Origin of the sequence: Exiguobacterium sp. s183 (genome assembly GCF_018617655.1) — a bacterium.
Lineage (GTDB): Bacteria > Bacillota > Bacilli > Exiguobacteriales > Exiguobacteriaceae > Exiguobacterium > Exiguobacterium aestuarii_A.
In genome coordinates, this window is sequence record NZ_JACSKN010000003.1 from 340144 (window position 1) to 352505 (window position 12362).

Sequence of the window (12362 nt, forward strand, 5' to 3'; positions counted from 1 at the left end):
TAGCTCCTTCCACTCATGCGAATAAATGATATAACTCACGATATTGCTTGGCGGATTGTTTCCAGCTAAAGTCCGCGGTCATCGCCTGATGGACGAGGGCATGCCAATTTTCTTTCTCATAGAAGACACGAATCGCTTTTTCGATCGTTGCCAGCATCTCATGAGCATTATAGTTCATGAACCCGAATCCGGTCCCTTCCTGTGTGAATTCGTTATACGGCTTCACCGTGTCACGAAGTCCACCCGTCTCACGGACAATCGGCAATGTTCCGTAGCGCATGGAAATCAATTGACTGAGTCCACACGGCTCAAAACGTGACGGCATTAAAAAAGCATCCGATCCAGCGTAAATCAAGTGAGCGAGTTCGATGTCAAAACCGATATAAGAGCCCACTTTCCCTGGATGTGCTGCTGTCATCTCGTGAACGATTCCTTCGTATTCTGGTTGTCCTGAACCAAGGAATGCGAATTGGCATGGCAATTGACCGAGTTCTTCAAACACGCCATTGATTAAATCGAGCCCTTTTTGGTCAACGAGACGGCTGACGAACCCGATGAGCATGACGTCATCTCGAACTTCTAGACCGAGTCGTTCTTGTAACGCTCGTTTATTCGCAAGCTTTCCTTCTTTGTACGTATCGAGGTTATACGTCTGTTCGATTCGCGCATCTGTGTTTGGGTCGTTCGTTGCCAAATCGATTCCGTTTAAAATCCCTCGGACATCGACCGCGCGATGACGTAATGCCCCGTCCAAGCCTTCCCCATAATACGGTTCCATGATTTCGTCACGGTATGAGGGGCTGACGGTCGTGATTTGATCGGAATGAACAATTCCAGCTTTCATATAGTTGACGAGACCGTTATGTTGAATCCCTTCGGTCGTAAAATGTTCATGACCGAACTGTAATAGTTCGCCGAGAATCTCTTCTGGGAAAATCCCTTGGTATTGCAGGTTATGGATGGTATAAACCGTGCGAATGTGTTGATACGCTTCAATATGTTGATAGTGAATTCGTAGAAAGGCCGGTAAAATGCCGGTCTGCCAGTCGTGGCAATGAAGAACATCAGGCACTTCTTCCATCTTTCCAATCATCTCAAGGACTGCCCGTGAGAAGAAGGCGAAGCGTTCCGCATCATCAAAGTGCCCATATAAGACACCGTCACGTTTAAAGTAGTATTCATTATCGATGAAGTAATACGTGATGCCGTCTCGCTCTAATTTCAAGACCGCACCGAATTGCTTCCGCCAACCGACCGGAACGATGAGGTCAAATAAATACTCCATCTCGTCCACATATTCAGCAGCAATCGAGCCATATTTCGGCATGACGACACTCACTTCTTCTCCTAAATCCGCCACCGCTTGAGGGAGCGAACCGACAACGTCGGCCAGCCCCCCCGTTTTCATAAACGGTGCCGCTTCTGAAGCAACATACCAAATTTTCATAAAATCCTCCTCACACCACTGTTCGCTTCGCGATGACAATCGGTTCGTCGATTGTGCCTCGGATGACCTGGCCTCGTTTTACGACGACTTCCTTATCAAGGATCGCGTTTTCAACGACAGCGCCCTCTTCAATGATTGATTTCGATGAGATGATTGAGTTTTTCACGCGCGCGTGCTTGCTGACTTCAACACCACGGAAGAGAATACTGTTTTGAACTTCTCCATGGATTTTACATCCGTTCGCTACGAGCGCTTCATTCACTTTCGACCCTTTCAAATAACGAGTCGGTGGCTCATGCTTAATCTTCGTATAGATGTGTGGGAAGTCATAGATGATTCCTTCTCCACGAAGCAGTCGCATGCTCTCGTTATAGTACGAAAGTACCGAATGAATAGCCTGCATTTTACCGACATAATGGTATCCGTGCACATGCAACCGATGGAGCTGTGGACGGATGACACCGTCTAACAAGTCATATTCACCTTTAGACGTCGCTTCGTCGACAAGACGCATAAAGAGGTTTTTTGACATGATGATGGTTTCCGTATAAGCATATTCATCGTCTGGTGAAAAGCCACGTTCTGACACGCCGACGACACGATCGTTCTCGCCGAGACGAATCGGACGACAGTAACCACACTTCTGCTCATGCGTCGTATAGGCGAGTGTGATGTCCGCGCCCATCGACTTGTGATGTTCGAGCATGTCGTTATAGTCGATTGTCGTCAATACATTCGATCCCGTAATGACGACGTACGGTTGTTTGCTGCGAATGAAGTGTTCACGGTGCATCGAGAAGTTCGCCAAATCACCGAGGTACGCTTCCCCGTCCGGTTTTAGGGCAGGTGGGAAAATGTGTAGTCCCCCTTGTGAACGGTCCAAATCCCATTCTTTCCCCGAGCCGAGATGATCCATCAACGAGCGGTATTTGTCTAACGTGAAAATTCCGACTTGACTGATGTTTTGCGTAATCATATTCGTCAACGTGAAATCAATTAAACGATAACGTCCCGAAAATGGAACCGCTGCTAAATTGCGATGACCTGTGAATTCCGGAAATAGACCTTGCTCCGTACCTAAGTTAATGACCCCTAATAAATCGTTCGTCAACAGTAACGCCTCCTTGCGTCGATCTTTAGTCGTTTCAAACTCGTTGTTTGAAGACGGTTCCGCTTTCAATGTTTTCGTGTGGTTCAATAACAACGATTTCACCACCCGGCTCACCGACTGTCGCGCCGTCTTCAATGACCGCACAGCTTGCGACAATGGCTCTGTGAATTGTTACATCCTTCCCGATTCTAGCCCCGGGCATGATAACCGAGTCTTTTACGAGAGATCCTTCTCCGACACGAACGTCATAGAACAAGACCGAATGTTGTACTTCTCCTTCGATGTGACAGCCTTCATTAATCACAGACTGTTCGACGCAGGCATCTTTACCGATATATTGCGGCGTCTGATTCGGGTTAACCGAATAGATTTTCCAGTTCGGGTCATATAAATCGAATGGTGGTTCTTCCTCAAGAAGGTCCATATTTGCTTCCCAAAGCGATTGAATCGTTCCAACGTCTTTCCAGTAGCCTTTAAATTTATAGGCGAAAACATCAAGTCCTTGGAGAAGTGTGTTTGGAATGATGTTCTTTCCGAAGTCAAAGCTTGACGTCTCATCTTCAGCATCTTTAATCAAATGTTCGCGCAAGACGCTCCAGTTGAAGATATAAATCCCCATCGATGCCAAGTTACTCTTCGGCTCTTCAGGCTTCTCTTCAAATTCATTGATGCGAAGATCATCTGCCGTGTTCAAGATCCCGAAACGTGAAGCTTCGTCCCACGGCACTTCCATGACGGAGATCGTCACATCGGCTTGTTTTTCTTTGTGGGCTTCGAGCATCTTCTCGTAGTCCATCTTGTAGATGTGGTCTCCTGATAGGATCAAAACGTAATCCGGATCGTAATCGTCGATGTAGCTCAAGTTACGATAGATCGCATTCGCTGTCCCTTCGTACCAATTTTTCCCCGACTGTGCTTGGTAAGGTGGGAGAATCGCTAATCCCCCATTACGACGATCTAAATCCCATGCTGATCCGATTCCTAAGTAACGATTCAATTCAAGCGGCTCGTATTGCGTCAACACCCCGACTGTTGTAATTCCAGAATTCGTACAGTTTGACAATGGGAAATCGATAATTCGGTACTTCCCACCAAAGTTAACGGCTGGTTTCGCCGTTTTTCGCGTGAGAGGGCCCAATCGTTTTCCTTCTCCTCCCGCAAGGAGCATCGCAACCATTTCTTGCTTCATAAATAATAAGCCTCCTCAAAATCGTAATATACAATCCCTTTTACCCTTTTTCGCCCTTTCCTAAAGTATTCCTTCTCAAATTATTATATGATAACGTTTACATTTTTATTTTTTTGTAAATGTGACGATATAATGAGTAGAAAGAGGTGAAACGATGAGAGCTTGGATTGGAATCTTGTTTTTTGCAGGACTATTGGCGACTTCTTTGACGCTTGCGAATGCTTTGAAAGAAGAAATCGAAAAGACAAATGAAATTTTATCTTGGGGACAAGAACTGGTGTCAGAACAACCACTCTCGTCGAAGCATGCAATCACGCTCGCGTACAATGGTGGCGAACAGCAGATTTACTTGGCAGGTCGCCGAAATGACGTCTCTCCAAAGGCATTACCTGAACACATTCAAGAAGCCATCATGGTCATTGAAGACCGAAAATTCAATGCCCATCCCGGCTATGATTTGAGCGGGATTGCCCGGGCATTTATTAATAACGCGAACGAGACATCTGTGCAAGGTGGAAGCACGATCACCCAACAGCTCGCGCGAAATGTTTACTTAACTCACGAACGGACATATGAACGAAAAGTGAAAGAATTATTGATTGCACGAGCATTAGAAAAAAGTTATAGCAAAAAAGAAATTTTGACCGCCTATAGCAACGTTATTTTCTTTGGACATAATGTTTATGGTATTCAATCCGCGGCCGATACATACTTCTCGAGACCGCTCGCCGACCTCAACTGGAACCAACTCGCCTATTTGTTGACAGTGCCGAACAATCCGTCATTGTATGACCCGCTCAATCCGTCAGATGCTTATTTCGAGCGAAAAGACCGGATTTTGACACAACTATTCGAGGCTGGCACCATCTCAAAAAGCGCCTATGATCAATATCATGGTGTGAAACTGCAAGCCACTTATCGAAGTCAAACGATTCAATATCCGGACTATATGGATACGGTCGTTCGTGAAGCGATTCAGTTAGTACGCTCTCGATACGATTTGGATGATGCCGAAGCACGAGACTATTTATCGACGCACGAAGCGACGATCGAGACGTACCTGTCGACGGCCAAACAGACGAAAGCGAAGCAAGTGATGAGTCAGTTGCCATCCGGGTTAAACGGAGGATATACGGAACTGACACCACAAGGACGAATCGTGGCGATGGTTGATTCGGAAATGACACAAGTCGGTGAATTCAACCGCGCAACGCAAGCCTATCGTCAACCGGGGTCCGCAATCAAACCGATTCTCGTGTTCGCCCCATTCATTGAAGAGACGGGGGCGACGCTTGAGACGGTTCTCGATGGACGACCAGCTTGCTATGGTTCTTATTGTCCAGGTAACAGTCATAATCGCGTGTTAGGAGATGTGTTATTGAAAGATGCGGTCGCCTATTCCTACAACACGCCGGCCTTGGCTGCTTTCTCCACAATCGATCAGCCACGAGCCTATGAGACGGCTGATATGATGTTCAGTCAATGGGATGAACAGGACGAGAACTTGGCGAGCGCGCTCGGTGGTCTCACACAAGGCGTCTCTCCGAAAGAACTTGCGGCCGCCTACACACCATTCTTAAACAAAGGCGTCTATACGTCGGGTCATACGATTAAACAAATCACATTCAAAACGGATGAGCCCGCATTGACGCCTATCTTGACCGAGGAGGCAGTCTGGTCTCCCGATACGATAACTACGATGAAAAAGGCTTTAGCGACCGTCACGACATACGGGACGGGACGTTACGCGAGTAAGCTGAAACGTGATTATGAGTACCTCGGAGGAAAGACAGGGACAACAAACGATAATAAAGATATGTGGTACGTCGGACTTACAGATCAAACGATCACCGCCATTTGGCTCGGGGCCGACACGCCGCGCCCGTTCCCCGAACTCGCCAACCGTGCTTACCCGGCAATCATCTGGACAGAGGCGCATTAATCAAAAAGAGTCAGCCGATTTTCATCAGCTGACTCTTTTTTGATGACTTACACGCTGCGTTCGATTCGCATATGATAATTTCCCCAGTGTTTCAATAATTCATCGTGATTTATGAGTTTCCATGGGTTAAAACGAACTTGACCGTGCTTGTTGAAATATAGGTTTTCTCGAACACAGTAGCTGGCGTGAATAAGTTGCTCTTGTTCGTTCCAAAAAGTAAGGACGTCACCTGCTTCCGGAACAGCATCCGTTACCGTTTCAAAACCGCTCTGCTGAATCGTCTGAAGAAATGTCTCCGGATGAATCCACTGGTGAATCATCCACTCATGTTGTGTAGCTGCGAATAACGTCGCTGCCAGACAGTTACTCCCTTCATATATCGGAAATGTGTTCGCATATGTAACGAGATGTGCTGGTGTCCGTTCATCACATCGTTCCCCTTCCCACGTATCCCATTCTTTCGCATAGCGATAGATAAGCGAATGACGGGTTTCTGTCGAAAGCTTGTTCCAGTTCGACTCGTCTAAGACGATGAAAGATTCCCCACCCTTCTCCACGATCGCGTCATCGGATACCTCATTCCGCTGCTCAACCGTAAGAGGTAACACAAGCCCACGATTCGTCTTCACCTGATATTCAAGAAAACGCGACTTGACGTCATGTCGTAAACCATCAATCGCGTTTGACGGGGCATGGACAACATGTGTGACGCCTTCCCCCATCATCCATGTCAGATAGGCATTCGAAAGATACGGATTTTTATATGCGGGGTGACGGGAAAACTCTCCTCTCGGTAAAATGAGGACACTACTCGGCAATTCTTCAAAGAAAGTAGAATCGATCCAGTACAACGTTTCTTTTGGAACAAACGTCTGACACCACGCCTCTATTTCATCAAACGTCGGCTCAAATTTCTCTCTCATAAGATGATATCCCCTACAGAGTTAAACAGCCGCAGAATCGACCATCCTAATCCACTGATCAATGTCGCCCACATGACACCTTGCATGAGCAACAAGCCGATGGCACGTGGAACGGACATCGATTGACTCACTTGCCAGACGTAGTAAAAGAGATACATCAATAACGTACAGACGAGGACGGCCATGACGGCAAGTAATGTATTGAGAAACAGAAAACTGATCCCAGAACCAATGAGGAAAATAATCGCCCCAGGTTTAAGCCGATGGAGTGACGTCCCGTTTGTTTCTCGCGCAAAAAAAGCGAAGCCGAGTTGATTGAACGTATCGGCGACCAGTTTGAGTGCACTAAACAACATAAAGAAGATGGTGAAGAACACGACAAGTACGAATACTTTCGTTTCTTGCACGGATAACAGTTCAATGATTTCACTATATACGCCAATTTGATTCAGCCACTGGATCACATACTCGGATGTCGCAATCGCAAGTGACATGGAAAACAAAATAATTCCGATGAGTGGGGCATAGCTCAGTAAGTACACATTCGTTTTCATGTTCCTTCTCCAATTTCACAGTAATTTCTTATATTCAGTGCAATTCTACTACCAAGTATATTATACTATTTATAGTTATGGAGATTAAAAGGGGGATTTTTGGATGGGCCTATTATTGATGGTTGGAATCAGCGTCGTCTTCCTCGCAGCGATTTTGACAGCTGGATATAACCGTAAACCTGAGGGTAACGAATAAGAGCCGGGATTCGTAAGAATCCGGCTCTTTTTTTATTTCAACCCTGCATATCCCTGTTGGCGTAGAGCCTCATATACAATGATGGCAGCTGTATTCGACACGTTCAATGAACGGACGAGGTTCGATTGTGGAAGACGGATACAACGGTCTAAGTTGTTCTCAATCACTTCCATCGGTAATCCTTTCGTTTCACGACCGAATACAAAGAAATAGTCGCCTTCTACGTCCGAAACGTCTAAATCACTCGGATATTGTTCCCCATACTTCGTGATATAAAAGAACTGTCCGTCCGGATGCTTCTCCCACAATTCTTCTAACGAATCATGATAACGTACATCGACAAACTGCCAATAATCTAACCCTGCACGCTTCAACATTTTATCGTCTGTCGAGAAACCGAGCGGACGAATCAAATGAAGAACCGAGTTTGTCGCCGCACACGTACGTGAGACGTTCCCTGTATTTGCTGGTATTTCTGGTTGAAACATTACGACATGAATCGCCATAGTTCATTTCCCTCACTTTTTCATTTCAAATTCAAGTAGGCGTTGCTTTTCAGACAACCCTCCTGCAAAGCCGACAAGCTTCCCACTGCTTCCAATCACCCGATGACACGGAAATAAAATCGGTAACGGATTTCGGTTGAGCGCTTGGCCGACGGCACGAACAGCTTTCGGCCGACCGATTTGTTCTGCAATTTGTTTATATGTCCGTGTCTCACCATATGGAATCGTCAACAACGCATCCCATACTTCCTGTTGAAATGGTGTTCCCTTCATTTCGATGTAGGCACGATCTGATTCATGGAATCCATGCTGCTCGACGCGCATCATGAGATGTTGTAACCAGTCAGGGGCTTCTTCTGTCGGTTCATGTGTGGTGAACTCAAGAGCTGTCAGTTTGCCCGCTGCGTTTAATTCATACGCTAACGGTCCCCATTTAGACGACACGATCTTCATGTGCCCACTCCTCTCGATAGATACGAATCTCTTCATGTACCATGTCAGACACTTCTTTACGTTCAATCTCTTCAAAAATCGATTCGGCATCGGGACCAAGAATCGCACCAATCGCCCATACCGCAGTCGCTCGCATGTCTTCACGTTCATCGTTTTGGATGAATTCACGTAAAATCGGGATCGCAGATGGTTCCCGATAATGTGCGAGCGCCAAGATCGCATTTCGCTGAATCGGTTTCTTTCCACGCCATGCGCCAGATAAATGTCCGAATTTTTGTTTGAACTCTCGGTTACTCAATGTCAAGAGCGGCTCTAACAGCGGTTTAACGATTTCTGCTTCCGGTAATAGTTCTTCGTGGTGACGCCAATCCTTTTTACGGTTGTACGGGCAAACTTGCTGGCACGTATCACATCCGTATAAGCGACCTCCGAGCTTCGAACGAAACTCTCGTGGCATCAACGTTTTCATTTGTGTCAAATAGGCAATGCAACGTTTCGCATCTAGTACGCCCGGTTCAACGAGTGCTGTCGTCGGGCAGGCCGTCATACATTTATTACAGTCGCCACATCCATCTTCAATCGCTTCATCCGGAGGCAAGTAAACATCTAAAATCATTTCCCCCAAATATAAGTACGATCCTTTTTCAGGTGAGATGATGGAGCAGTTTTTTCCGCTGAAACCGATTCCGGCACGTTCGGCGACGGCCCGGTCTACGAGCTCACCCGTGTCGACCATCGAGCGCGTACGCACTCCAGGAACCAACTCTTCAATGTACGTTTGAAGCTTCTCTAATCGATTGCCGACGGCACGATGATAATCCAGCCCCCATGAGGCTCGGGCAAATAGCCCTCGTCTCTCTCCAGCAACACTTCGAGGTGCATCCTTCAACTTACTTGGATAGGCAATCGCAATCGCAATGATTGACTGGGCTTCTTCAAGTAAAAGTTCCGGGTTTGTACGCTTGTCTAGGTCGGGTTCTTCAAACCCAGAGGCAAACCCTTTCTTTTGCTGTCGAATGAGTCGCTGTTTCATGACGATGAACGGATCAGCCGTCGTCACTTTCAACTCGTCGATTCCGATGGTTTCGGCATACTCAAGGATTTGTTGTTTTAATGTGTACGGGTCCATTCCGTTCACCTCCTTTATATATTTTCGCATACAAAAAATCTCTCCGCCACTCGGCAGAGAGATATGAAGCGGGTGAAGAGAATCGAACTCTCGTCATCAGCTTGGAAGGCTGAGGTTTTACCATTAAACTACACCCGCATGAAATATTGTTGTCGTTCAAGCGACTACAGTTAATATACACCTATACCATTAAACTGTCAACAAATATTCGTAAGTTTTTCTAAAATCGCTGAAAAAAATATTTCAATATACCTTAATCACTAATATTATGCCTGTACAAATAACGATTCAAGTGGTCTGATCACACGAAATGCTCGTCCATGCCCTTCTGTCTCAACATACGTTAACGTCCTCAATCGTCCTGATTGATACATATTGATCTAAAGGAAGGAATCTTAGGTATGGTTATTTTGCCCTCACTCCTTCTCATAATGGAGATTCATTCAAGTAAGTTTCAGGATGCTCTTTCTAAAATAAAATATTCTGTCGCCGCAGCCACTCTTGTTCGTGAGAAAACAAGAAATCCCACTTTTTCTTAATCATCCAGTCAATTATTCGAATCACATCTACGTGATCAGGATAGCGAGAAAGAAAAGTCATCGCCACAATCAACGCGTCGTCCTCAACGATTCGCTTTCGACTGATCAGTTGCCGGACACGTTGGATGATGACCGGGATAGCACTTTCATTCCCATGAACGCTAATCGCATACATTGCTTCATACTTCACTTCAATCGAACGACGACTCATACATTCAATAAATAGAGGTAATAGCGACTCATCGCCGAGTTGTGTAAGTGTTCGAATCGCAGATGATGCTACGCCTCCGTTCTGATGTTCTGCTAGCTTGATAAGAGACGGAATCGTTTCCTTATTTCCTACGTACGACAGTTCCCCAACAAGATATTGAAGAGCCATTGCATCATGAGCTTGAACCGCTAATTGGGTACGTAAGAAACATTCGGCTTCAATTGGATCACAAAGATGAAACACCTGAATAGCATCATATTTAACCTGCCAAGCGGAGTGTGTCGCATACGGAACCAATTGTTTTACAGATACAATCCCTTGATACCCATCGTCTAGTGTTGCGAGATGCCCTAATAAACTCGACAATACATATTTGTTCGATTCAAGACCTAACCGATCAACGAGAAACAAAAAGACATCACGATCACCTAGGTGTCGCCCAATATGGTAGAGGATAAAATATAGCGAGTCACGTTGTTCATGCGATTCTAATCGCTCGACCAAATCGATTGCGAGAGGAATGATAGTCCGGTCTTGTAGCGTCTCGGCATAACGAAATGCATGCCACGAGATGGAGTCATCACTCGTATTTGTATCACCTTGGTGATTCATTCGTTCGATTAAATCGAGTAATTGTTGCTCCGTCATATCAAGATCACCTCAATACATTTTTATATACAAAAAAGACCCTAACCTCAGTTAGAGTCATACGGATACCGGTGGTCGGAGTCGAACCGACACTCCAGAGGAACACGATTTTGAGTCGTGCGCGTCTACCAATTCCGCCACACCGGCATATTATGTTGGAGGCGCCAGTCGGAATCGAACCGACGATAGAGGAGTTGCAGTCCTCTGCCTTACCACTTGGCTATGGCGCCAAAAAGTCATTGGAGCGGAAGACGGGATTCGAACCCGCGACCCCGACCTTGGCAAGGTCGTATTCTACCACTGAACTACTTCCGCAAAATGGCTGGGCTGGAAGGGATCGAACCTTCGCATGTCGGAATCAAAATCCGATGCCTTACCACTTGGCTACAGCCCAATAATAATGGGGCGACTGAAGGGAATTGAACCCTCGAATGCCGGAATCACAATCCGGTGCGTTAACCACTTCGCCACAATCGCCATGATTAAATTAAAACAGGGGCAGCAGGAATCGAACCCGCGCTGACGGTTTTGGAGACCGTAGTTCTACCGCTAAACTATGCCCCTAAGTGGTGGGGGGGGGCGGATTCGAACCGCCGAACCCGAGGGAGCGGATTTACAGTCCGCCGCGTTTAGCCACTTCGCTACCCCCCCACATATGGTGGCTTTGGACGGAATCGAACCGCCGACACAAGGATTTTCAGTCCTTTGCTCTACCAACTGAGCTACAAAGCCATATGTAGTCTTGATTTTTTAAGAATAAAAATGGCGGTCTCGACGGGATTCGAACCCGCGATCTCCTGCGTGACAGGCAGGCATGTTAACCCCTACACCACGAGACCGGACATTAATTGCGGGGGCCGGATTTGAACCGACGACCTTCGGGTTATGAGCCCGACGAGCTACCAGACTGCTCCACCCCGCGACGATATAAAATTAAATGGTGACCCGTACGGGATTCGAACCCGTGTTACCGCCGTGAAAGGGCGGTGTCTTAACCGCTTGACCAACGGGCCATGTTTGAATTTTGAAAAACTGGCGGAGAGCAAGGGATTCGAACCCTTGAGACGGTTTTGCCGCCTACACGAATTCCAATCGTGCTCCTTCGGCCACTCGGACAGCTCTCCAAAAGAGAAAGTGGCTCCGCAAGTAGGATTTGAACCTACGACCTACCGGTTAACAGCCGGTTGCTCTACCACTGAGCTATTGCGGAACGATCTTGCCTGGCAACGTCCTATCCTCACAGGGGGAGATCCCCCAACTACTTTCGGCGCTGAGACGCTTAACTTCCGTGTTCGGCATGGGAACGGGTGTGGCCGTCTCGCTATCGCCACCAGACAAGTATTATATTAACATTATTTATCGATAATGTCAACATATTTTAGAGAGATTGTTCTCTCAAAACTGAGGATTCATCAACACAAACCATAGACTAGATCAAAGCCTCGACCGATTAGTATCATTCAGCTCCACGTGTCACCACGCTTCCACCCATGACCTATCTACCTCATCGTCTC

At 46.6% G+C, this 12362-nt stretch carries 10 protein-coding genes, 14 tRNA genes and 2 rRNA genes; 1 reads left to right on the forward strand and 25 read right to left on the reverse strand.

All coding sequences use genetic code 11. The features are described 5' to 3' along the window. Positions 1 to 13: 13 nt before the first annotated feature. From glgA to KNP62_RS10040, 3 genes are read right to left on the reverse strand one after another with little or no spacing between them, the layout of a single operon-like run. Positions 14 to 1447 carry a glycogen synthase GlgA gene (gene glgA / locus KNP62_RS10030; RefSeq protein ID WP_214785414.1) on the reverse strand — a complete coding sequence of 478 codons (1434 nt, stop codon included), beginning with the start codon at positions 1445 to 1447 and terminating at the stop codon, positions 14 to 16. A 10-nt stretch (positions 1448 to 1457) separates the two neighbouring features. Next, positions 1458 to 2651, reverse strand: a complete 1194-nt coding sequence (gene glgD, locus KNP62_RS10035; RefSeq protein ID WP_251125664.1) for a glucose-1-phosphate adenylyltransferase subunit GlgD — start codon at positions 2649 to 2651, stop codon at positions 1458 to 1460. Continuing rightward, entirely contained in the window at positions 2593 to 3747 is a 1155-nt protein-coding gene (locus tag KNP62_RS10040; RefSeq protein ID WP_214785415.1) for a glucose-1-phosphate adenylyltransferase, read from the reverse strand. The genes glgD and KNP62_RS10040 overlap by 59 nt, the downstream gene beginning before the upstream one ends. A 154-nt stretch (positions 3748 to 3901) precedes the next feature. Here KNP62_RS10040 and KNP62_RS10045 point away from each other — a divergent pair, with 154 nt between their 5' ends. Beyond that, positions 3902 to 5689, forward strand: coding sequence for a transglycosylase domain-containing protein (locus KNP62_RS10045; protein WP_214785416.1), 1788 nt, complete (start codon positions 3902 to 3904; stop codon positions 5687 to 5689). 47 nt (positions 5690 to 5736) lie between these two features. Here the strand turns inward: KNP62_RS10045 and KNP62_RS10050 are convergent, their stop codons facing one another. The 22 genes from KNP62_RS10050 to KNP62_RS10155 form a co-directional block, all read right to left on the reverse strand. Further along, positions 5737 to 6612 carry a hypothetical protein gene (locus KNP62_RS10050; protein ID WP_214785417.1) on the reverse strand — a complete coding sequence of 292 codons (876 nt, stop codon included), beginning with the start codon at positions 6610 to 6612 and terminating at the stop codon, positions 5737 to 5739. Beyond that, complete coding sequence (locus KNP62_RS10055) at positions 6609 to 7166, reverse strand: DUF5366 family protein (RefSeq protein ID WP_074032604.1); 558 nt, start codon at positions 7164 to 7166, stop codon at positions 6609 to 6611. Before KNP62_RS10055 ends, KNP62_RS10050 begins: the two co-directional genes overlap by 4 nt. 228 nt (positions 7167 to 7394) lie before the next feature. Next, entirely contained in the window at positions 7395 to 7868 is a 474-nt protein-coding gene (gene trmL, locus KNP62_RS10060; protein ID WP_026826698.1) for a tRNA (uridine(34)/cytosine(34)/5-carboxymethylaminomethyluridine(34)-2'-O)-methyltransferase TrmL, read from the reverse strand. Positions 7869 to 7880: 12 nt separating this feature from the next. Then, positions 7881 to 8321: a methylated-DNA--[protein]-cysteine S-methyltransferase gene (locus KNP62_RS10065; RefSeq protein ID WP_214785418.1), complete on the reverse strand. Its 441-nt coding sequence runs from the start codon at positions 8319 to 8321 to the stop codon at positions 7881 to 7883. After that, positions 8302 to 9450: a tRNA epoxyqueuosine(34) reductase QueG gene (gene queG / locus KNP62_RS10070; RefSeq protein WP_214785419.1), complete on the reverse strand. Its 1149-nt coding sequence runs from the start codon at positions 9448 to 9450 to the stop codon at positions 8302 to 8304. The genes KNP62_RS10065 and queG overlap by 20 nt, the downstream gene beginning before the upstream one ends. A 67-nt stretch (positions 9451 to 9517) precedes the next feature. Next, positions 9518 to 9588: transfer RNA gene (locus KNP62_RS10075), tRNA-Gly, on the reverse strand. A 330-nt stretch (positions 9589 to 9918) separates the two neighbouring features. Continuing rightward, the gene (locus KNP62_RS10080; RefSeq protein WP_214785420.1) at positions 9919 to 10848 is read right to left on the reverse strand and encodes a HEAT repeat domain-containing protein; all 930 of its coding nucleotides are present in this window, start codon (positions 10846 to 10848) and stop codon (positions 9919 to 9921) included. A gap of 66 nt (positions 10849 to 10914) precedes the next feature. Continuing rightward, positions 10915 to 10995: transfer RNA gene (locus KNP62_RS10085), tRNA-Leu, on the reverse strand. 9 nt (positions 10996 to 11004) lie between these two features. After that, positions 11005 to 11078, reverse strand: a tRNA-Cys gene (locus KNP62_RS10090). A gap of 10 nt (positions 11079 to 11088) precedes the next feature. Beyond that, a tRNA-Gly gene (locus KNP62_RS10095) sits at positions 11089 to 11163 on the reverse strand. A gap of 4 nt (positions 11164 to 11167) precedes the next feature. Further along, positions 11168 to 11242: transfer RNA gene (locus KNP62_RS10100), tRNA-Gln, on the reverse strand. A gap of 7 nt (positions 11243 to 11249) precedes the next feature. After that, positions 11250 to 11325: transfer RNA gene (locus KNP62_RS10105), tRNA-His, on the reverse strand. A gap of 16 nt (positions 11326 to 11341) precedes the next feature. Beyond that, positions 11342 to 11412: transfer RNA gene (locus KNP62_RS10110), tRNA-Trp, on the reverse strand. Positions 11413 to 11415: 3 nt separating this feature from the next. Continuing rightward, positions 11416 to 11499: transfer RNA gene (locus KNP62_RS10115), tRNA-Tyr, on the reverse strand. Between the two features lie 5 nt (positions 11500 to 11504). Next, positions 11505 to 11580, reverse strand: a tRNA-Phe gene (locus KNP62_RS10120). A 31-nt stretch (positions 11581 to 11611) separates the two neighbouring features. Continuing rightward, a tRNA-Asp gene (locus KNP62_RS10125) sits at positions 11612 to 11687 on the reverse strand. Positions 11688 to 11696: 9 nt separating this feature from the next. Further along, positions 11697 to 11770 (reverse strand) — tRNA-Met (locus KNP62_RS10130). Between the two features lie 16 nt (positions 11771 to 11786). Beyond that, positions 11787 to 11861: transfer RNA gene (locus KNP62_RS10135), tRNA-Glu, on the reverse strand. A gap of 20 nt (positions 11862 to 11881) precedes the next feature. Next, positions 11882 to 11972, reverse strand: a tRNA-Ser gene (locus KNP62_RS10140). An 11-nt stretch (positions 11973 to 11983) separates the two neighbouring features. Then, positions 11984 to 12058, reverse strand: a tRNA-Asn gene (locus KNP62_RS10145). 8 nt (positions 12059 to 12066) lie between these two features. Continuing rightward, a 5S ribosomal RNA gene (rrf, locus tag KNP62_RS10150) occupies positions 12067 to 12183 on the reverse strand. 95 nt (positions 12184 to 12278) lie between these two features. Continuing rightward, a 23S ribosomal RNA gene (locus tag KNP62_RS10155) occupies positions 12279 to 12362 on the reverse strand; the annotation flags it as partial.

Bases quoted from the DNA above. Each gene is read 5' to 3' on its own strand.
- KNP62_RS10055 (WP_074032604.1), bottom strand. From the start codon at position 7,166: ATGAAAACGAATGTGTACTTACTGAGCTATGCCCCACTCATCGGAATT.
- trmL (WP_026826698.1), bottom strand. From the start codon at position 7,868: ATGGCGATTCATGTCGTAATGTTTCAACCAGAAATACCAGCAAATACA.
- KNP62_RS10050 (WP_214785417.1), bottom strand. From the start codon at position 6,612: ATGAGAGAGAAATTTGAGCCGACGTTTGATGAAATAGAGGCGTGGTGT.
- KNP62_RS10065 (WP_214785418.1), bottom strand. From the start codon at position 8,321: ATGAAGATCGTGTCGTCTAAATGGGGACCGTTAGCGTATGAATTAAAC.
- glgA (WP_214785414.1), bottom strand. From the start codon at position 1,447: ATGAAAATTTGGTATGTTGCTTCAGAAGCGGCACCGTTTATGAAAACG.
- queG (WP_214785419.1), bottom strand. From the start codon at position 9,450: ATGGACCCGTACACATTAAAACAACAAATCCTTGAGTATGCCGAAACC.
- KNP62_RS10045 (WP_214785416.1), top strand. From the start codon at position 3,902: ATGAGAGCTTGGATTGGAATCTTGTTTTTTGCAGGACTATTGGCGACT.
- KNP62_RS10040 (WP_214785415.1), bottom strand. From the start codon at position 3,747: ATGAAGCAAGAAATGGTTGCGATGCTCCTTGCGGGAGGAGAAGGAAAA.
- KNP62_RS10080 (WP_214785420.1), bottom strand. From the start codon at position 10,848: ATGACGGAGCAACAATTACTCGATTTAATCGAACGAATGAATCACCAA.